The following is a 19,165-nucleotide window of genomic DNA, read 5'->3' on the forward strand; positions in this document are numbered from 1 at the left end:
CGAAGGGAAGGGCGGCGGGGTCCGGATCGACGGCGCGCCGGTCCTGCCGCGCGGCTAATCCGTCCAATTGGTTGACTGATTGCGCTGATAGCTGCAAGATCTGGGCACTGAGCCGCGAGGAGGCGCCATGGTCGAAGACAGGGACACCGAGGACAGGTACTTCGAGCCCCAGGTGGAGACCATGCCCCGGGAACAGCTGCGGGCGCGGCAGGAGGAACAGGTCCTGGAGCTCGTCGACTACGCCTACCGGAACTCGCCCTTCTACCGTGAGCTCTGGGACGAGCACGGGGCGCACCCGCGCGACATCCGGAACCTGGACGACTTCCGCGCCCGGGTGCCGTTCATCACCAAGGACATGGTGCGCGCCTACCGGACCCGCACCAAAGACCCCTTCGGCGGTCTGCTCTGCGTCCCGGTCGAGGAGCTGACCTCGGTCTCCTCCAGCTCGGGGACCACCGGCGACCCGGAGTTCTTCGCCGAGATCTGGCAGGACGCGCCGCCCCTGGTGACCGCGCAGGTGCGCGACCTGTGGGAACTCGGCCTCAGGCCGGGCGACCGGGTGCTGAGCCCGCCCGGCACCTTCCGCAACCTCATGGACCCCGGATATCAGGCCCTGGGCGCGGTGGTCATCGAGGTGGACACCTGGCTCGGGAAGATGCACGAGGTCGTCGAGGCACTGCGCACCTACCGGCCGGCCTACCTCCAGATGATGTACCCGCAGATGGTGGAGCTGGAGCACCTGGCCGAGAAGACGGACCTGAGGGAAGCGTTCTCCTCCCTCAAGGGCGCCTCCTGCGCCGGTCAGCCGCTCAGCCGGAAGATGCGCGAGCGGATCCGCGACGACTGGGGCATCGACGTCTACGAGTACACCAGCGCGGCCGACACCGGCACCGCCTGGGAGTGCCGCGAGCACGACGGCTTCCACCTCTGGGAGGACACCGTCTTCGCCGAGTGCCTGGAGATCGGCGAGCACGGCTGGCGCGACGCCGCGGAGAGCGATCTCGGCGAGCTGGTCGCCACCGACCTGGACAACCGGGCCGCACCGCTGATCCGCTACCGCAGCGAGGACCTGGTCCGCCTGTCCCGGGACCGATGCGGCTGCGGCCGCACCCACGCCCGGATGTGGGTGGCCGGACGGCGCGGCGACGAGACGCTGGTCCAGGGGCGCTCCGTGGTGCTGCGGGACATCTGGCAGGCGGTCGAGGACCAACCGGAGACCGTCGCGGGCGTCTTCCAGATCGTCCGGGACGGACGCGAGGTCGACGAACTGCGGCTGCGCGTGGGTTATGACCCCGTGCTCACCGCCGACGTCGACGCCCTGTCCGGACGGCTGGGCGCGGCCGTGCGCGAGCGGACCGGAGTCGAGCCGGTGCTCGACCTGCGCACCGAGGAGGACCTCTTGAAGACCATGACCAGCGTCGCCAAGTTCCCCCGGGTGGTGAAGAACTGATGGCCCGCGCCGACACCCTGGCCCGCGCCAGGAAACTCGACCGGCCCGAACTCGCCTACCTGGTGCGCTTCCCCACCGCCGACGGAATCCGGGACATGGAACTGACCTGGGCGGAACTCGCCCGGGACACCGACTGGGTCACCGCCCGGCTCCGGGAGCACGGCCTGGACGGCGGACAGCGGGCGCTGCTGACCGCCTCCGGCTTCGAGGGCTTCTGGGGGCACGCGGTGATCGGCGCCATGCGCGCGCTCAAGGTGACGTACGGCATCGCCGAGGCGATGGGCTGGGACCACCGCCGCACGGCGGTGTTCCACCGCGAACTGAACCCGCACGCCGTGATCGGCCTCTCCGCGGAGACCCTGGAGGGGCTCGCCGGCGCGGCCGACCTGGGCGAGATGTTCCGGTCGACGCCGGTGGTGCTGGCCCGGCCCGCGGCCGTACCGCTGCTGCGTGCGGTGGGCACGTCGGCCGCCCAGATCTCGGCGGTGGGTCCGGCCCTCGCGCTGGAGTGCCCCGAGAAATGTGGTGCGCACGTCAACGCCGCCGAATGGCGGGTCGGCGAGCGGGACGGCCGGCTGTTCGTCGCCGCGGGGGAGGGGCGCGCCTCGCTGCTCACCGAGACACCGCTCGGCCTCGCGGGCCGTGTCGTCACCGCCCGATGCGCCTGCGGCAGCGAGGACCCGCGAGTCCTGCTCGCCGGGGCCGACCGGCTTTCGTGATCAAGGAGTTGAGGATGTCCGAAGCAGTGGTCGACGGCCGGATCGTGGTCGTCACCGGAGCCGGCAACGGGATCGGCCGGGCACACGCCCTGGCGTTCGCCGCGCACGGCGCGAGGGTCGTGGTCAACGACCTGGGCGGCGCGCGTGACGGGGCCGGCGCCTCGGCCGGGCCCGCGCAGAGCGTGGTCGACGAGATCGTCGCGGCCGGCGGCGAGGCGGTGGCCAACCAGGACGACATCTCCACCTGGGGCGGCGCAGGCCGGCTCGTCCAACAGGCGGTCGACACGTACGGCGGCCTGGACGTGCTGGTCAACAACGCGGGCATCCTGCGTGACCGGATGATCGTGTCGATGACCGAGCAGGACTTCGACAGCGTCCTCGCCGTTCATCTCAAGGGCAGCTTCGCCACCGTGCACCACGCCGCCGCCTACTGGCGCGAGCGCGCCAAGTCCGGCCGGCCCAACGACGCCCGGGTGATCAACACCACCTCGCCGTCCGGCATCTTCGGCAACCCCGGCCAGTCCAACTACGGCTCGGCCAAGGCCGGCGTCGCCGGACTCACGATCATCGCCGCGGCCGAGCTCGCCCGTTACGGCGTGACGGTGAACGCCATCGCGCCCACCGCGCTCACCCGGCTCACCGAGGACATCGAGATGATGCGGCGTGCCGCCGAGGCACAGGACCTCACCCCCGAGGCCATCTCGCCGCTCGTGGTGTGGCTGGGCTCGGCGGCCTCACGCGAGGTCACCGGCCGGGTGTTCGGTGTCGTCGGCAACCGGATCACCGTGCTGGAGGGCTGGGTCAACGGCCCCGGTGCGAGCACCGACTCCCGGTGGACGCCGCAGGAGCTGTCCTCGGTCGTCCCGAACCTGGTGGCCAAGGCGGCTCCGAACGCCGACGCCCTCGGCAACCGGAACGGGGCGTGACATGACGACCACTCAAAAGCCCGTGGCCGAAGGCCTGTTCACCTGGCCGCCGACCGAGTCCGCGCCCCTGCGGCTCATCGGCTCCGAATGCGCGCGATGCGGCCTGCTGAGCTTTCCGGCCGCCACGGACTGCGTCCGGTGCGCGAGCACCACGTCCGAGGAGCGGCTCCTGGCGGACCGCGGCACGCTCTGGACGTACACCACCCAGGGCTTCCGCCCGCCGTCCCCGCCGTACGACGGCCCCGAGGCCTTCGAGCCGTACGCCGTCGGATATGTCGAACTCCCCGGCGAGCTGCTGGTCGAGGCACGTCTCACCGAACCCCACCCCGAGCGGCTCAGGATCGGGCAGGACATGCGTCTGACGTTCGTGCCCTACACCGTGCGCGACGACGGCACCGAGGTGGTCACCTTCGCTTTCGCCCCCGTGCAGGAGGAGACGTCATGACGGAAGCCGTCATCATCGGAACCGGGCTGCACCCCTTCGGCCGGTTCCCCGGAAAGCCCGCGCTGGACATGGGCGCGGACGCGGTACGGCTGGCGCTCGCCGACGCGGGGGTTAACTGGCCGCAGATACAGGGTGGTTACATCGGCAGCTACGAGGTCGCCAACCCGGACGCCATCGTCGGCCGGCTCGGCCTGACCGGCATCGGGCTGCGCGGGGTCTTCAACGGCTGCGCCACGGCCGGTACGGCGGTGGCGCTGGCCGCCCGGGCGATCGAGTCCGGCGAGCACGACCTGACCATCGCGATCGGCCTGGACAAGCACCCGCGCGGCGCGTTCGCCGCCGACCCGTCCGTGGCGGGCATCCCCTCCTGGTACGGGCAGACGGGGATGTTCCTCACCACGCACTTCTTCGGCATGAAGATCAACCGCTATATGCACGACCACGGCATCTCCCACGAGACGCTCGCGCGCGTGGCCTCCAAGAACTTTCACAACGCGGCCGGCAACGACAAGGCGTGGCGCCGCACACCCCTGTCGGTCGAGGAGATCCTCGCCTCCCCGGTCCTCAACCACCCGCTTCGCCAGTTCATGTACTGCGGCCCGAACGAGGGTGCCGCGGCCGTCGTGCTGTGCCGGGCCGACCAGGCCCACAAGTACACGTCCACCCCGGTGCGCGTCCGGGCCACCGCCCTGCGCAGCCGCAGGCTCGGGGCGTTCGAGGTGCAGAGCCCGGCCTTCCCCGTCGGAGAGCCCGTCCAGAGCCCGACCGTGGACGCCTCGCGGGCGGCGTACGAACAGGCGGGCATCGGCCCGGAGGACGTCGACGTCGCCCAGCTCCAGGACACCGACGCCGGGTCGGAGATCATCCACATGGCCGAGAACGGCCTCTGCAAGGACGGCGAGCAGGAGCGTCTCATCGCCGAGGGTGTCACCGGCATCGGCGGCCGGCTTCCGGTCAACACCGACGGCGGGCTGCTCGGCAACGGAGAACCGATCGGGGCGTCCGGACTGCGCCAGATCCACGAGATCGTCCTCCAGTTGCGTGGCACGGCGGGCACCCGGCAGATCTCCGGCACGCCCCGCGTCGGCTACACCCACCTGTACGGCGCGCCCGGCGTGTCGGCGGTGACGATCCTGTCGACCTGAGAGCCCAGGGAACCGGTTATGCAACAGGACATGCAGGAATTCGCCGCCGAGGTACGCCGCTTCCTCGACGCGCACGCGACGAAGGCCCCCGACCGCGCCTCCGTCCCCTGGGGCGTGGGCGACGACTCGACGGCGTACTTCAGCAGTCTGCCGCCCGAGCAGGAGCACGAGCAGGTGCGGCGGGCGCGGGAGTGGCAGCGGATCCGCTACGAGAACGGCTTCGGCTGGATCACCGGGCCGGTGGAGCACGGCGGCCGGGGCCTGACCTTCGTCCACGACCTGCTCTACGACGCCATCGAGTCCGAGTACGAGGTCGCCGACACGGGCGTGATCGGCGTGGTCGGCCTGGGCATGATCGGCCCGACGATCCTCGCCCACGCCCAGCCGCACCTCAAGGACCGCTGGCTGCCCGCGATGTACCGCGGGGACGCCATCGCCTGCCAGCTGTTCAGCGAACCCGGCGCGGGATCCGACCTCGCCGGCGTGGCCACCCGCGCGGTCCGGGAGAGCGGGGGAGACTGGGTCCTCAACGGGCAGAAGGTGTGGACCTCGGTCGCCCAGCACAGCCGGATCGGTCTCGCGCTGACCCGAACGAACCCGGACGCGCCCAAGCACCGCGGGATCACCGCGTTCCTGGTCCCCATGGACACCCCCGGCGTCGAGGTCCGGCCGCTGCGGCAGATGACCGGCGGCGCGGACTTCAACGAGGTCTTCCTCACCGACGTCCGCATCCCCGACGACCACCGCCTCGGCGAGGTCGACGGCGGCTGGGCGGTCGCCCTGACCACCCTGATGAACGAGCGGGCCACGGTGGGCAGCGAGGGCGCGGGTCCGGTGGCCGCCGCCCTGTCCCCCGACCACCTCTCGGCCCTCATGCGCGCCACCTGGACCTGGGACGACCGCGCCCTGCGGGCCCGCCTGGCCGAACTCCTCGTGGACGTGCTCGCCACCCGGCACCTCAACGCGCGGGCCCTGCGCGGGCTTCGCGCCGGGGTCGCGCCGGGCCCCGAGATGTCCGTCTCGAAGCTGCTCCACGGAGCGAACCTCACCCGCGCCGCGCACTTCGTGTCCGAGGTCCTCGGCCCGCGGATCATCGCCGACACCGGTCAGTGGGGCACGTACGCCTGGACCGAACTGCTGCTGGCCACTCCGGCGCTGCGCATCCTGGGCGGCACCGAGGAGATCATGAAGAACATCCTCGCGGAACGCGTCCTCGGCCTGCCCAGGGAACCCGTGACCACCGCTGCCAAGGAGGTGCGGCCGTGACCGCCGAAGAGTCCGAGCTGAGTGAACTGCGCGCTTCCGTGCGGGAGTTCCTGGAGGTCAAGTCCTCGGAGGAGGCCGTGCGCAAGCTGATGGAGAGCGAGCCGCGCTTCGACCCGGCGGTCTGGGCCCAGGCGGCCGGCCAACTGCGCCTGCCCGGACTGGCCCTGCCCGAGGAGTACGGCGGCGACGGCTTCGGCATGGTCGAACTCGGCGTCGTCATGGAGGAGATGGGCCGCGCGCTGTTCTGCTCCCCGTTCTTCGCCACCGTGGTTCTCGCCGCTCAGACGCTGCTCGCCGCCGGCGACGCGCGCGCCTGCGCGCGCCATCTGCCCGGCATCGCGGCCGGACGGACCACGGCCGCCCTCGCCGTGGCGGAGGACGACGGCTCCTGGGACCCTGCCCTGGTCTCCGCGCGGGCCCTGCCCGACGGGAACGGCGGGTGGACGGTGCGCGGCCGCAAGTCCTTCGTCGTCGACGGTACGACGGCCGACCTGATCCTCGTCGTCGCCCGGACCGTCGCCGGCCCCTCGCTGTTCGCCGTGGACCGGGAGGCGACGGGGCTCACGGCCGAGCCCATGGAGACGCTGGACGCCACCCGGGCCATGGCCCGGCTGACGTTCGACGCCGTGCCCGCGACACCCGTCGGCGCGGACGGGGCCGGCGGCCGTGTCATGGCCAAGGTCCTGGACATCGCCTCGGTGGGACTGGCCGCCGAGCAGGCGGGCGGGGCGCGCCGCTGCCTGGAGGCGAGCACCGAGTACGCCCGCGCCCGTCACCAGTTCGGGCGGCCGATCGGTTCCTTCCAGGCGGTCAAGCACAAGTGCGCGGACATGCTCGTCCAGGTGGAGCTGGCGGAGGCGTCCTCCCGCGAGGCGGCGCGGCTGGCCGCCGAGGACGACCCGGATTTCCCGGTCGCCGCGGCCGTGGCGCACGCGTGCGGCTCACGCGCCTACCTGTACGCCGCCACCGAGAACATCCAGGTCCACGGCGGCATCGGCTTCACCTGGGAGCACCCGGCCCACCTCTACTTCCGGCGGGCCAAGTCCTCCCAACTGCTCTTCGGCGGCCCTGCGGTGTACCACGAGCGTCTGCTGGACCGGCTGGGCATCTGAGAGCCGGGCGGGGCGCACGACCGGGGCGCGGCCGGCCGCCCCGTGCCGTAGGCGCCGCTTCCCCGCCCGCCCCTACCGTCAGCGCCAGGTCCAGGCCTGGTTGGTGCTGCCCGCGCAACTCCACGCCTGGACCCGCTGACCGTCCTGACCCGAACCGACGGCATCCGCGTCCATGCAGAAGCCGTCCGTGACGCTGACCAGGGTCCTGGCGCCGGACACGGCGGAGGTGCCCAGACGCCACCGTTGCGCGGCCTGCCCGTCGCACCGGGTGCCGCGGATCCCGTGACCGTTGCGGCCGACCCCCGCGGCATCCGCGTCCAGGCAACGGCGATTGCCCTGATTGACGACGACGTACTGGGAGGCCCGGCCCGGCACGGGGTACAGCGCCCACTTCTGATGGGACGCGCCCGTGCACTCCCAGACCTGGACCGTCTGGTTCGCGAGACTCGCGGTACCGCTGTCGGCGTCGAGACACCTGGCCACGTCGACGGCGTCGACGGACTCGGTCACCGTGACCGTGCCGGTGCGGACGGCACCGCCGGGTCGGCTGTACAGCAGTGCCTTGGTCTCGCTGCCGACCCTGCCGTCGGCGGTGAGGCCGGCCTCGGTCTGGAAGACCTTGACCGCGGCGAGGGTCTGCGCCCCGAAGCGGCCGTCGACCGTGACGTCCAGGCCGTAGCCCGCGAGGAGGTGCTGGAGCGCGGCGACGCACTTCCCGTCGGTCCCCGAGACGATCTCCGCGAGGCATTGAGCGGCCCTGAGGTCCAGCTTCCCGGCGTCGTCGGCGGCCGTCGTCCCGGACGGCGCGACGGTCGCGGCCTCGGACGCCTTCGCCGTGGGTGCGGGGGACGCCGTGTCGGACGAGACGCCGGGCGCCGGGGCCGGGGGCCCGCTCACGGCGGCGGGCGTGGACGTCGGTTCCGGTTCGGCCGTCGCCGGGGCGCCGTCCCGGCCCGGCAGCGCCACGGTGAGGCCTCCGGTGACCAGCGCGGCCACGGCCGCCGCCAGCACGATGTTCCTGCGGTGACGGCCGGGCGGAGCGGCCGTGGCGGTGACGGCGCCGGGCGGAGCGGCGGGCGGTTCACGGCGCCGGTCCGACGGCGGACCGTCAGGGGCGGGGACACCGGGCGGGGCGGAGCCGGGCTGCGGGGCGGAGGCGGCACGAGCGGCGGAGGCGGGACGAGCGGCGGGGGCGGGCCGTGGGGCGAAGGCGGGGAACGCGGTGGCGGCGGCCGACGAAGGGGACCGCCGAGGGCCCTCGGCGGGCGCGGACAGCTGGTGTCCGATGGCTGTCCGGAACACCACGTCCGGTGCCGGTCTCAGCTCGGGATCCTTGTCCAGACACTGGCGTACGAACGCGGCCAGTTCGGCGTCGACGGCCGCCACCTTGTCGAGGACGTCCTCGTGCGGTGGGTCGAAGGCGACCCGGTGCAGCACGTCGACGCCGGTCCCCTCGCCGAACGGGGCCTCGCCCGTGACCGCGTACGTCAGGGTGGAGGCCACCGTGAACACATCGGACGCGGCGGTCACCTCCTTGCCCCGTACCTGTTCCGGCGACATGAAGGCGATGGTGCCCACGTTCTGGCCGGTGGTGGTGATGGAGGTGCCGTCGGACGCCTGGACGATGCCGAAGTCGATGACCCGGGCGCCGTCGGCAGCCAGAATCACATTGGACGGCTTGAGGTCGCGATGCACGATCCCCGCCCGCCACATGGCCTCGATCGCCCGGCCCAGATCGGCCATCAGCCGCCAGGCCGCCTCGGCGCCCAGTGGCCCGCGCTTCTCGACGGCGTCCTCGAGCGTGGGCCCCGGTATGTACTCGGTGGCCACCCACAGCAGATCCTCGTCGCTGCCGCTGCCCAGCAGCCGCACGATGTGCGCCCCCTCGACGCTGCCCAGCGCGCCGACCTCCCGCGCGAAGCGCTTGCGGAACCGCGGGTCCTCCGCGTACTCGGGGCGGATCACCTTGACGGCGGCCGGCCCCGGGCCGCCCTCGGAGTTCCGGCCCAGATAGACGCGGCCCATCCCGCCACTGCCGAGCACCGAGAGGAGGACGTACGGACCGACCCGTACGGGGTCGCTCTTGCGCAGTGGCGACGGGAGCGGCGGTTCCATGCCGGCTGCCGTGTACGCGAGCGCGTGGGACCGACTGTGATGGGGGTCAGACATGGGAATTCCGGTCTCTCGCGTGACATGTGCGATGTGTGCGACTGGTGTCGGTCAGCGTGAGACTATCGCAACGTCTTTGCGGAAAAGGCGAGTTGGTGTTCGATTCAATGGCGTGCCGCCTCGCCCAGCAACGCCTTCGCGATGATCACCTGTTGGATCTGACTGGTGCCCTCGTAGATGCGGAACAGCCGGGCGTCGCGGTAGAAGCGCTCGACGGCGACGCCGCGCATATAGCCCGCTCCGCCGTGGATCTGCACCGCGCGGTCCGCGACCCGCCAGACCATCTCGCTGGCGAAGTACTTCGTGCAGGAGGGGCCGATCTTGGTGTCCGTACCGGCGTCGAAGGCGCGGGCGGCTTCCAGCACCGTGGCGCGTCCGGCGTAGTAGTCCGTCATCGAGTCGGCGATCAGGCCCTGGACGAGCTGGAAGGAGCCGATGAGCCTGCCGGACTGGCGGCGGGTGCGGGCGTACTCGACGGACTCGTCGACCAGCCGCTCGGCCATGCCCACGCACAGGGACGAGATGTGCACCCTGCCGTGCGCGATACAGCCCATCGCCGTGCCGAAGCCGCGGTTGAGGCCCTCCTCGCCGCCCACGAGAGCGGAGGCCGGCACGCGCACGTCGTCGAAGTACACGTCGGCGGTCCAGGCGCCGAACTGGCCCATCTTGTGGTCCTTGGGGGCCACGGTGAGCCCCGGGGTGCCCGCCGGGACCAGGAAGGTGGAGATGCCGCGCGTGCGCGGGGCGTCGGGATCGGTGCGGGCGAAGACCATGAAGACATCGGCGAGCGGCGCGTTGGTGATGTAGCGCTTGGCGCCGTTGATCACCCACTGGTCGCCGTCCGGGTACGCCTTCGTGGTGAGAGTCGAGGGATCCGAGCCCGCGTCCGGCTCGGTGAGCGCGAACGAGGCCAGCACCTCACCCGAGGCGATCCTCGGCAGCCAGTCCGCCTTCTGCTCCTCCGTGCCGCCGACCATCAGGACGTGCCCGGCGATGCCGTTGTTCGTGCCGAACATCGAGCGCAACGACGGGGTCGTATAGCCGAGTTCGAACATCAACCGGGCTTCCTCGTACATCGACAGCCCCAGCCCGCCGTACTCCTCGGGCAGCGCGAAGCCGAACAGTCCCATCTTCCTGGCGGCCTCGCGGATCTCCGCGGGCATCTCGTCCTTCTCGTCGATCTCCGCCTCGAGCGGTACGACACGGTCCCGGACGAAGCGCCGGACCCCGGACAGCACCGCGCTGAAGTCAGCCGCGTCCATGTCGACTCCCTTGTTGCTCTGATTACCCTTGGTGGCCTTGCTGGTCCTGGTGATCCGTCCTCGGGTCCGTCTGCGCCTCGTCCGGCTCCCGCGGCGGCCGATAGCAGACGGCCAGCAGCGTCGCCGCGCCCGCAGTGCCGAGTCCGGCCGCCGCCAACGCGGCTCCCACGCCCGCGCGTCGGCGGCGCAGCAGCCCGTCGAGCGAGTACCTGCCGTTGCCGAGCGCGGCCAGGGCGAGGGCGGCCCCGCCCACCACACCGACGTACTCCCAGCCGCCCTTGAAGACGAAGAAGCCCTTGCCCCGGTGGTCGGTGCGGGCCGCCACGGTCATCAGGCCGACGGCTGCCGCCGCGGGGAGCGGGTTGGCCGCGCCCAGGGCGATGCCCACGCCCGCCGCCATCTCGGTCCCGGCCGCCATCCGGGCGTGCGCCCCGGCCGGCCGCAGCCCGAGCGACTCGAACCAGCCCGTCGTGCCCTCGAGTCCGCCCGGACCGTTGACCTTGTTCCAGCCGTGCGCGAAGAGCATCGGACCGAGCGTCGCGCGCAGCACCAGAGCGGCGACGTCGGGCCCCCTCTTCACTGGCCGACTCCCGTGGCCCGGCCGGCGGGGGCGACCCCGTACAACCGCGGTACCGCGTCGACGAGTTCGTCGTAGCCGAGGGCCTCGCCGGACCGGCCGGGGTGGACACCGGCGACGGTCCAGCCCTCCAGCCGGTTCAGCCGGTTGCCCTCGATCCGCAGGACCTGGCCGGTCAGCCACGCCGAGCTGTCGGAGGCCAGATAGACCACGACACCGGAGGCGTTGGCGGGGTCGCGCGGGTCGAAGCCGCCGTCTGCCCGGAGGGCCGCGCCGACGGACAGCCCGTCCGTCATCCGCGTGGCGGCGATCGGTGAGATGGCGTTCGCGGTGACACCGTAGCGGCGCATCTCGAGGGCGGTGAGGACGGTGAGCCCGGCCACCCCCGCTTTCGCGGCACCGTAGTTGGACTGTCCCTGGTTGCCGAACAGCCCGGTCCCGGACGTCGTGTTGATCACGCGGCCGGCCACCCGTTCACCCCGCTTCGACGCCTCGCGCCAGTACGCGCAGGCGTGCCGGGTCAGGGCGAACGTGCCCTTGAGGTGGACGGCGATCACGGCGTCGAACTCGGCCTCGCTCATCGAGAACAGCATGCGGTCGCGCACGATCCCGGCGTTGTTCACCACGATGTCGAGCCGCCCGAACTCCGCGACCGTGGCCGCGACCAGCGCCTCGGTGCCGGACCAGTCCGTGACCGAGGCATGATCGGCGACCGCCCGGCCACCGCGCCCGGTGATCTCGGCCACGACCTCGTCGGCCGGCGAGTCACCGGTCCGTTCGCCGTGCACTCCCGAACCGAGATCGTTCACCACCACGGTCGCGCCGGCCTCGGCGAGCGCCAGACAGTGCGCCCGGCCCAGCCCCCTGCCACCGCCGGTCACGATGGCGACCTTGTCGTCGAGGATGCCCACGCCGTACCTCCTGAGCTTCATCTGTCGGGTCGGTTGAGTTCGTCGAGCACTTCTTCGGTGTGCTCGCCGAGGGTCGGAGCGCCGCCGCGCGGCTTGTCCTCGACGCCCCAGAAGCTGACGGGCGTCGCCACCGTCCGCAGCGGCGGCGCGTCGCCCATGCCGGGCTGTTCGACGAACGCCCCGACGGCCGCCGCCTGCGGATCGGCCGCCACCTCGGCCAGCGTCTGCACGGGCGCCCACCACACACCCACGGCGTCGAACCGCGCCGCCCACTCGGCGAGCGGCCGCTTCGCGAACTCCTCGTCGAACACGGCGATCAGCTCGCGTACGTGGCCCCGCCGCGCCTTGCCGGTCGCGAACCGTTCGTCGGTCGCCAGGTCCGTGCGCCCGAGCGCCTCGGCGACACCGGGCCAGTGGCGGTTGCCCTCCAGGCCGACCAGCCAGAACCAGCGGTCGTCGGCGGCCCGGTAGGAGTTGTAGAGCGGGGACTCGTGCTCGGTGCGGTGCCGGGTACGGCCGCGTCGGCCGAAGAAGTTCTGCAGGGCCAGGTCGTTCCCGTTGGCGTAGGTGCCGGACCGGAGCAGGGACACGTCCACCACCCCGCCCTCGCCGGTGCGCTCCCGGCGCAACAGCGCGGCCAGCACGCCCGCCACCAGGTTGGACGCGGCCGTACGGTCGCCGAGACCGGGCCGGATGCCCGGCGGCGGCTCCCCGGCCGGGTTGAGCATGGCGGCGATGCCGGGCCGGGCCCAGAACGCGGAGACGTCGTATCCCGCCCGGTCCCGCTCGTCCCCGGCCCAGCCGTACCCCGTCAGCGTGCCGACGACCAGGCGGGGATGGCGGGCGCGGAGTTCGTCCGGTGCGAGCCCGAGCCGCTCCAGGGCGCCGGGGCGCAGGTTGGTGACGAACACGTCGGCACGCTCCAGCAGCCGTTCCAGTACGTCCTTGCCGTCCGCGGAGCGCAGGTCGAGGACGATCCCGCGCTTGCCGCGGTTGTCGGTCTCGAACGGGGGCGCGCTGTCGATGTCCTGGCCGACGTGGCGCAGGGTGTAACGGTTGGGGTCGCCGGTCGGCGCCTCCACCTTGACCACGTCAGCGCCCCAGTCGGCGAGCATGGTGGCCGCGGCCGGTGCCGCCACCCACATGCCCAGCTCGACGACGGCAATGCCCTCAAGTGGCCGCACGGCCCACCTCCACATCTGTCGGGGACGGTTCGCTACTCGCCGCGGAACTCGCCCGGTCGGCGCTCACGGAACGCCTTCAGCCCCTCGGTGCGGTCCTCGGTGCAGAACAGCACCGAGACGGTCTCGCGCTCGTACGCGATCGCCGCCTCCAGGTCCATGCCGAGGCCGTAGTCGATCAGGCGCTTGCCCGCGGCGAGCGCCAGCGGGGCGCCGGCTGCCAGGCGGGCCGCCAGCGCCTCCGCGGCTCGGAGCCCGCCGCCGGGTTCGGCCAGTTCGTTGACCAGCCCCAGCGCGTGACCCCGTGCCGCGTCGATCGGCTCGCCGGTGAGGATCATCTGTTTGGCGACCGCCGGCGGCAGGAGACGCGGCAGTCGCTGGGTGCCCCCCGCGCCCGGCAGCACCCCGAGTTTCATCTCCGGCAGGCCCAGCAGGGCGCCCCGCTCGGCCACCCGCAGGTCGCAGGCGAGGGCCAGTTCCAGACCGCCGCCGTAGGCGAACCCGTGGACGGCCGCGACCGAGGGCTTGGGGAAGTCCTCCAGGAGCGCGAACGCCTCGGTCAGCCGCCCCACGAAGGCACGGAACTGGCCGGGCGCGGTGAAGGACTCGATCTCACCGAGGTCGGCGCCGGCCGAGAAGGCCCGGCCGGCCCCGGTCAGCACCAGGGCACGGACGTCGTCGTTGTCACGGAGGTCGTTCAGTGCCCGGGTGAGCCGCTCCACCGTCCCGGAGCCGACGGCGTTGAGCCGCTCGGGCCGGTCCAGGGTCAGTACGGCGATCCGGTCGCGTAGTTCGACGCGCAGCACGGTGCCCACCTCAGACCATCGTGAGGCCGCCGCTGACCGAGAGCGTCTGCCCGGTCACGTAGGCGGCGCTGTCGGAGACGAGGAAGGCCACCATGTCGGCGATCTCGGTGGGCCGGGCGACGCGGCGCAGCGGGATCGCCCGCACGGTCGCGTCGTACATCTTCTGGCTGTACTCGGCGACCTGACCGAGCAGCGCGGTGTCGGTCGGCCCGGGACAGACGCTGTTCACGGTGATGCCGTGCCGGGCGACCTCCCGGGCGAGCGCCTTGCCGAAGGCGATGACGCCGCCCTTCGTCGCGGAGTACACGGCCTCGCCGGAGGAACCGACGCGGCCGGCGTCCGAGGCGATGTGCACGATCCGGCCGCCGCCGCGTTCGATCATCGGGTCCAGGACGGCCCGGGTCACCGTGATCGTGCCGCGCAGATTGACGGCGATGATCCGGTCCCAGGTCTCCTCCGCGCTGTCGACGAAGCGGCCGACGACATCGACGGCGGCGTTGTTGACCAGCACGTCCACCGGCCCGAGCGTGGCCGCGACCCGCTCCACGGCCGCTCGTACGGCCGCGCTGTCGGAGATGTCCGCGCCCACCGCCGTCGTCCGTGCCGCGTAGCGCTCCGCGAGCCGGGCCGCGACCTCGCCTGCGGCCTCCGGGTCCAGGTCGCAGACGGCGACGGCGGCTCCCTGGGCGGCGAGCCGCTCGGCGATGGCCTCGCCGATGCCCCGCCCCGCTCCGGTGACGAGCGCCACCTTGTCCCGTACGCTCACGCGCCCTCCCTCGCCCGGACCTCGATACAGCGCTATCGTATAACTACTTCAGCTAAATAAGCGAGATGCATGAGCGGAGCCGAGTATGCGCCGTACGATCTTCACCGAGGAGCACGACCTGTTCCGGGAGACCGCCCGCACCTTCTACCTGCGAGAATGTGCCCCGCACACCGAGCAGTGGGAGCGCGACGGGCAGGTGAGCCGGGCCGCGTGGGCGGCGGCGGGCAAGGCCGGACTCATCGGCTGGCAGTTCCCGCAGGAGTACGGCGGCCAGGGGATCTGGGACTTCCGCTACAACGCCATCATGGCCGAGGAGATGGCGGCCACCAGCTCGGTCGGCATCGGGCTGGGCCTCCAGAACGACGTCATCCCGCCCTATCTGGCGCGCCTGACCACCCCGGAGCAGAAGGCCCGTTGGCTGCCCGGGGTGATCAGCGGCGAGACGGTCTGCGCGCTCGCGCTGTCGGAGCCGTCCGCCGGATCCGACCTCAAGGCCATCCGCACCACCGCCCGCCGGGACGGCGACGAGTGGGTGATCGACGGCTCCAAGACCTTCATCACCAACGGCATCCTGGCCGACCTGGTGATCGTCGCCTGCAAGACCGACCCGGACGCCGGTCACAAGGGCATCAGCCTGATCGTCGTCGAGCGGGGCGCCGAGGGCTTCGAGCGCGGACGCAAGCTCGACAAGGTCGGGATGAAGGCCCAGGACACCGCCGAACTCTTCTTCCACGAGGTGCGCGTGCCCGCCGGCAACCTCATCGGACAGGAGGGGCGCGGCTTCTACCACATGATGGGCAACCTGCCGACGGAGCGGCTCGCCATCGCCGTCACCTCGCTGGCGGCGGCCGAGCGCGCCTTCGCGCTGGCCCTGGAGTACGCCAGGACGCGTACGGCGTTCGGTCAGCCGATCGGGCAGTTCCAGGCGAACAGGTTCGCGCTCGCCGACGTCAAGGCGAAGCTGGGCGCCGCCCGGGTCTACCTGGACGGCTGCATCATGGCCCTGTTCCAGGGCGACCTGACGGCCGAGGAGGCCGCCGCCGCGAAGTACTGGACCTCCGAGACCGGCTGGGAGGTCATCGACCGCTGTATGCAGCTCTTCGGCGGCTACGGCTACGTCAACGAGTACGAGATCGCCCGGATCTGGCGGGACAGCAGGGTGCAGCGGGTGTTCGGCGGGACCTCGGAGATCATGCAGGAGATCGTCGGCCGGTCGCTGGGCCTGTGAGTCCGGCGGCGGGGGCCGGTGTCCCACTCATTGACTAGCTTCGATAAATAGGTTAGCTATTTAACCTGGATGCGCGGACGGCGCCGCCAGGTTCAGGGAGGCATCCGTGGTCACGGTCGATGTGAAGCTCCACCAGGACAGGGCCGAGCGGGATCTGCCGCGGCCGCGGCTGGTCATCGGCGGCAAGGACGTCACCGATGCCAGCGGCGGAGTCCACGAACACCGCAACCCGGCGACCGGCCTGGTCCAGGCGCGCATCCCGCTCGCGGGCCCCGCCGAGGTGGACCGGGCCGTCGCCGCGGCCCGCCAGGCCTTCGAGGTGTGGGGCACCATGCGGCCCGCCGAGCGCCGCCGTCTGCTCACCCGCTTCGCCGGTCTGCTCCGCGACCACATCCCCGACTTCGCCGCCATCTGCCCGTTGGAGAACGGCGTCTGCATCGGAGGGTGGGCGGACAACGTCGGACCGCACGTCGCCGAGTGGACCGAGTACTACGCGGGCTGGGCCGACAAGATCGAGGGACTGGTCGGCGCGGCCTACAGCCCGCACGAGAACCTCGAGTACACCATCGCCGAGCCGTACGGCGTCATCGGCCACATCATCACCTGGAACTCGCCCGCGCTGTCGCTGGCGATGAAGGTCCCGCCCTCGCTCGCCGCCGGGAACACCGTGGTCATCAAGCCGGCCGAGGCCACACCGTTCTCCGCCCTGCTGTTCGCGGACCTGGCCCACGAGGCGGGCATCCCCGAGGGCGTCGTCAACGTCGTCACCGGACTGGGCGACGCCGGCGCCGCCCTGGTGACCCACCCCGGCGTGGACAAGATCTCCTTCACCGGCGGTCCCGCCACCGCGCGCCGCATCATGGCCGACGCGGCACGGAGCCTCAAACCCGTCGTCTTCGAGCTGGGCGGCAAGTCCGCCAACCTGCTCTTCGCCGACTCCGACCTGGACACCGTCGTCCCGTACTGCGCGGCCTTCGCCATGAGCAACACCGGCCAGGGCTGCGCGCTGCCCACCCGGCTGCTGGTGGAGCGCCCGGTCTACGACGAGGTGATCGCGCGCGTCGCCGGGGTGGTCGCCCACCTGCCCGTCGGCGACCCGCTCGACCCGACGACGTACATCGGCCCGCTCGTCGACGCGGCCGCCCGCGACCGTGTGCAGGGCGTGATCGACAAGGCGGTCGAGGGCGGCGCGGGACGGCTGGTCACCGGCGGGGACCGCATCGACGCCGACGGCTACTTCGTCGCCCCGACCGTGTTTGCGGACGTCGACAACCGCAGCGACCTCGCCCGGCAGGAGATCTTCGGGCCCGTCCTGGCCATCACCCCCTTCGACACGGAGGACGAGGCCGTGGTCCTCGCCAACGACACCGAGTACGGCCTGTCCGCCTACATCCAGAGCCGCGACATCGCACGCGTCAACCGCCTGGTGCCGCGGCTGCGGGCCGGGACGGTCTACGTCAACCCCGGCCCGAACCCGATCACCTCTCCGGCCACACCGTTCGGCGGCGTCGGCATCAGCGGGTTCGGCCGGGAAGGCGGCAGGGCGGGGCTGGACGAGTTCATCAACGTCAAGGGCGTAGGCGTCGGCCGTGTCTGACGACCATTCACCTCCTGGAGCCAACAGCATGCATCCCGCCCGCCGCCTGACGTTCGGCGACATCGTCCGTGAGCACCGAAGGTCCTTCCCCGGCACCGTCGCCCTCGTCGACGGTGAGGTCCGGCTGACCTGGCCGCAGCTGGACGAGCGCACCAACCGCCTGGCCCATGCCCTGGCCGACTCGGGCGTCGGGCCCGGCGACCGGATCCTGTGGCTCGGGCAGAACTCCTTCCGGATCTGGGAACTGCTCGGCGCCGCCGCGAAGATCGGCGCCATGGTCTGTCCCGGCTACTGGCGCTGGGCCGCCCCCGAAATGGCTTTCGCCGTGCGGGACTTCGATCCCCGCGTCGTCGTCTGGCAGGACGAGGAGATCGGCGGCACGGTGGACAAGGCGCGCGCCGAACTGGGCGACGACCAAAGGGCGTTGTGGCTGCGCCACGACACGGAGGAGCCGGGCGGCTACGAGTCCTTCCTGGCCGGCGGATCGCCCGAGGACCCGGCCGTCGACGTCGACCCGGACTCCGCGCTGCTGGTCATCTACACCGCCGCCATCTCGGGACGGCAGTCCGGCTCGATGCTGTCCCACCGCAACCTGCTCGCCATGGGCGTGAGCGCCGCCTGGATGGGCGACATCGGGGCGGAGACGGCCTTCCTCGGCGCGGGACCGATGTTCCACATCGGCAACTACCAGTTCTGGGGTGTCCCGGCCTTCGTCCACGGCGGCAAGAACGTGATCGTCCGCCGGGTGGTCGCCGAGGAACTGCTTCCGCTGCTCGCGGAGGAGCAGTGCACCCACGCGTATCTGATGCCCCCGACCATCGCTCAGCTGGTCGCGCTGAACCGCGAGGCCGGCCACGACCTCTCCCGGCTGCGGGCGAGCGTCGCCGCACCCCTGTGGCAGGGCACCGTGCCCACCGACCGGAGCCGGTTCACCCGCAACGGCGGGGGCGAGGGCCGCGGCTACGGACAGACCGAGGTGACCGGCTTCGCCGTGACCGGCGCCTACGGCGGTACCGGCGCGGGCAACGCGGGCCGCCCCGGGCCCGGCACCGCCGTACGCGTCCTGAACGGCGCCGGCGAGGAGTGCGCGGTCGGCGAGGCGGGCGAGATCTGCGTCCGCGGCGACCTCGTGCACCTCGGCTACTGGAACCGGCCCGAGACCAACGAGGAACGCTTCCGCTTCGGCTGGTGGCACACCACCGACCTCGGCCGCCGCGAGCCCGACGGCACGATCGGCTTCCTCGGCACGACGACCCGCATGCTCAAGTCGGCGGCCGAGAACATCTTCCCGGCGGAGGTGGAGAACTGCATCGAGTCCCACCCGGCCGTCAGGGAGGCGGCGGTGATCGGGGTGCCCAACGAACGCTGGGCGCAGGACGTCAAGGCCGTCGTGGTGCTCCACCCGGACGCCGGACCGGTGACCGCGCGGGACGTCGTCGAACACTGCCGGGCGCGGATCGCCTCGTACAAGAAGCCCAAGACGGTGGAGTTCGTCGAGGCGCTGCCCCGCACCAAGGACTTCGCCAAGGACTACGAGGCGCTCGACGAGCGCTTCGGCGGGGGCGGCTACCCCGGCGGCGACACGCTCGGCGCGGGGCGGTGACC

17 protein-coding genes are annotated in these 19,165 nt (G+C 72.1%); 10 read left to right on the top strand and 7 right to left on the bottom strand.

Features of this window, described 5'->3' with window-relative positions; translation table 11 throughout:
* Positions 1 to 127: 127 nt before the first annotated feature.
* From ACIPFH_RS15920 to ACIPFH_RS15950, 7 genes are read left to right on the top strand one after another with little or no spacing between them, the layout of a single operon-like run.
* The gene (locus tag ACIPFH_RS15920; RefSeq protein WP_401826944.1) at positions 128 to 1,450 is read left to right on the top strand and encodes a phenylacetate--CoA ligase family protein; all 1,323 of its coding nucleotides are present in this window, start codon (positions 128 to 130) and stop codon (positions 1,448 to 1,450) included.
* Positions 1,450 to 2,169 (top strand): hypothetical protein, encoded by a 720-nt coding sequence (locus ACIPFH_RS15925; RefSeq protein ID WP_401826945.1) that lies wholly within the window; start codon positions 1,450 to 1,452, stop codon positions 2,167 to 2,169. Before ACIPFH_RS15920 ends, ACIPFH_RS15925 begins: the two co-directional genes overlap by 1 nt.
* A gap of 14 nt (positions 2,170 to 2,183) precedes the next feature.
* Positions 2,184 to 3,095: an SDR family oxidoreductase gene (locus ACIPFH_RS15930; protein WP_401826948.1), complete on the top strand. Its 912-nt coding sequence runs from the start codon at positions 2,184 to 2,186 to the stop codon at positions 3,093 to 3,095.
* Between the two features lies 1 nt (position 3,096).
* Positions 3,097 to 3,540: a Zn-ribbon domain-containing OB-fold protein gene (locus tag ACIPFH_RS15935; protein ID WP_401826951.1), complete on the top strand. Its 444-nt coding sequence runs from the start codon at positions 3,097 to 3,099 to the stop codon at positions 3,538 to 3,540.
* The gene (locus ACIPFH_RS15940; RefSeq protein ID WP_401826953.1) at positions 3,537 to 4,685 is read left to right on the top strand and encodes a thiolase family protein; all 1,149 of its coding nucleotides are present in this window, start codon (positions 3,537 to 3,539) and stop codon (positions 4,683 to 4,685) included. Before ACIPFH_RS15935 ends, ACIPFH_RS15940 begins: the two co-directional genes overlap by 4 nt.
* A gap of 30 nt (positions 4,686 to 4,715) precedes the next feature.
* The gene (locus ACIPFH_RS15945; protein WP_359123269.1) at positions 4,716 to 5,951 is read left to right on the top strand and encodes an acyl-CoA dehydrogenase family protein; all 1,236 of its coding nucleotides are present in this window, start codon (positions 4,716 to 4,718) and stop codon (positions 5,949 to 5,951) included.
* Positions 5,948 to 7,063, top strand: coding sequence for an acyl-CoA dehydrogenase family protein (locus ACIPFH_RS15950; protein ID WP_401826956.1), 1,116 nt, complete (start codon positions 5,948 to 5,950; stop codon positions 7,061 to 7,063). The genes ACIPFH_RS15945 and ACIPFH_RS15950 overlap by 4 nt, the downstream gene beginning before the upstream one ends.
* 78 nt (positions 7,064 to 7,141) lie before the next feature.
* On the opposite strand, the gene ACIPFH_RS15955 is transcribed toward ACIPFH_RS15950, so the two are convergent.
* The 7 genes from ACIPFH_RS15955 to ACIPFH_RS15985 all read right to left on the bottom strand — a co-directional run bounded on the left by ACIPFH_RS15955 (position 7,142) and on the right by ACIPFH_RS15985 (position 14,735).
* Positions 7,142 to 9,232, bottom strand: a complete 2,091-nt coding sequence (locus ACIPFH_RS15955; RefSeq protein WP_401826958.1) for a protein kinase — start codon at positions 9,230 to 9,232, stop codon at positions 7,142 to 7,144.
* A gap of 104 nt (positions 9,233 to 9,336) precedes the next feature.
* Positions 9,337 to 10,494: an acyl-CoA dehydrogenase family protein gene (locus ACIPFH_RS15960; RefSeq protein WP_356247865.1), complete on the bottom strand. Its 1,158-nt coding sequence runs from the start codon at positions 10,492 to 10,494 to the stop codon at positions 9,337 to 9,339.
* Between the two features lie 22 nt (positions 10,495 to 10,516).
* Positions 10,517 to 11,074, bottom strand: a complete 558-nt coding sequence (locus ACIPFH_RS15965; RefSeq protein ID WP_401826960.1) for a DoxX family protein — start codon at positions 11,072 to 11,074, stop codon at positions 10,517 to 10,519.
* Positions 11,071 to 11,982, bottom strand: coding sequence for an SDR family NAD(P)-dependent oxidoreductase (locus ACIPFH_RS15970; protein ID WP_401826962.1), 912 nt, complete (start codon positions 11,980 to 11,982; stop codon positions 11,071 to 11,073). Before ACIPFH_RS15970 ends, ACIPFH_RS15965 begins: the two co-directional genes overlap by 4 nt.
* A 17-nt stretch (positions 11,983 to 11,999) precedes the next feature.
* A complete protein-coding gene (locus tag ACIPFH_RS15975) occupies positions 12,000 to 13,166 on the bottom strand; it encodes a CaiB/BaiF CoA transferase family protein (RefSeq protein WP_401826964.1) in 1,167 nt (388 codons plus the stop codon).
* A gap of 32 nt (positions 13,167 to 13,198) precedes the next feature.
* A complete protein-coding gene (locus ACIPFH_RS15980) occupies positions 13,199 to 13,978 on the bottom strand; it encodes an enoyl-CoA hydratase/isomerase family protein (protein WP_401826967.1) in 780 nt (259 codons plus the stop codon).
* 1 nt (position 13,979) lies between these two features.
* Positions 13,980 to 14,735, bottom strand: coding sequence for an SDR family NAD(P)-dependent oxidoreductase (locus tag ACIPFH_RS15985; protein ID WP_401826969.1), 756 nt, complete (start codon positions 14,733 to 14,735; stop codon positions 13,980 to 13,982).
* An 85-nt stretch (positions 14,736 to 14,820) separates the two neighbouring features.
* Between ACIPFH_RS15985 and ACIPFH_RS15990 the strand changes: the two genes are divergently transcribed.
* The 3 genes from ACIPFH_RS15990 to ACIPFH_RS16000 all read left to right on the top strand — a co-directional run bounded on the left by ACIPFH_RS15990 (position 14,821) and on the right by ACIPFH_RS16000 (position 19,163).
* Positions 14,821 to 15,963 (top strand): acyl-CoA dehydrogenase family protein, encoded by a 1,143-nt coding sequence (locus ACIPFH_RS15990; protein WP_401826971.1) that lies wholly within the window; start codon positions 14,821 to 14,823, stop codon positions 15,961 to 15,963.
* 106 nt (positions 15,964 to 16,069) lie between these two features.
* Complete coding sequence (locus ACIPFH_RS15995) at positions 16,070 to 17,560, top strand: aldehyde dehydrogenase family protein (RefSeq protein WP_401826973.1); 1,491 nt, start codon at positions 16,070 to 16,072, stop codon at positions 17,558 to 17,560.
* Between the two features lie 28 nt (positions 17,561 to 17,588).
* Positions 17,589 to 19,163, top strand: a complete 1,575-nt coding sequence (locus ACIPFH_RS16000; RefSeq protein WP_401826975.1) for an AMP-binding protein — start codon at positions 17,589 to 17,591, stop codon at positions 19,161 to 19,163.
* The last annotated feature ends 2 nt before the right edge of the window (positions 19,164 to 19,165 follow it).

Source organism: Streptomyces sp. NPDC088157 (genome assembly GCF_044741545.1).
Taxonomy (GTDB): domain Bacteria; phylum Actinomycetota; class Actinomycetes; order Streptomycetales; family Streptomycetaceae; genus Streptomyces.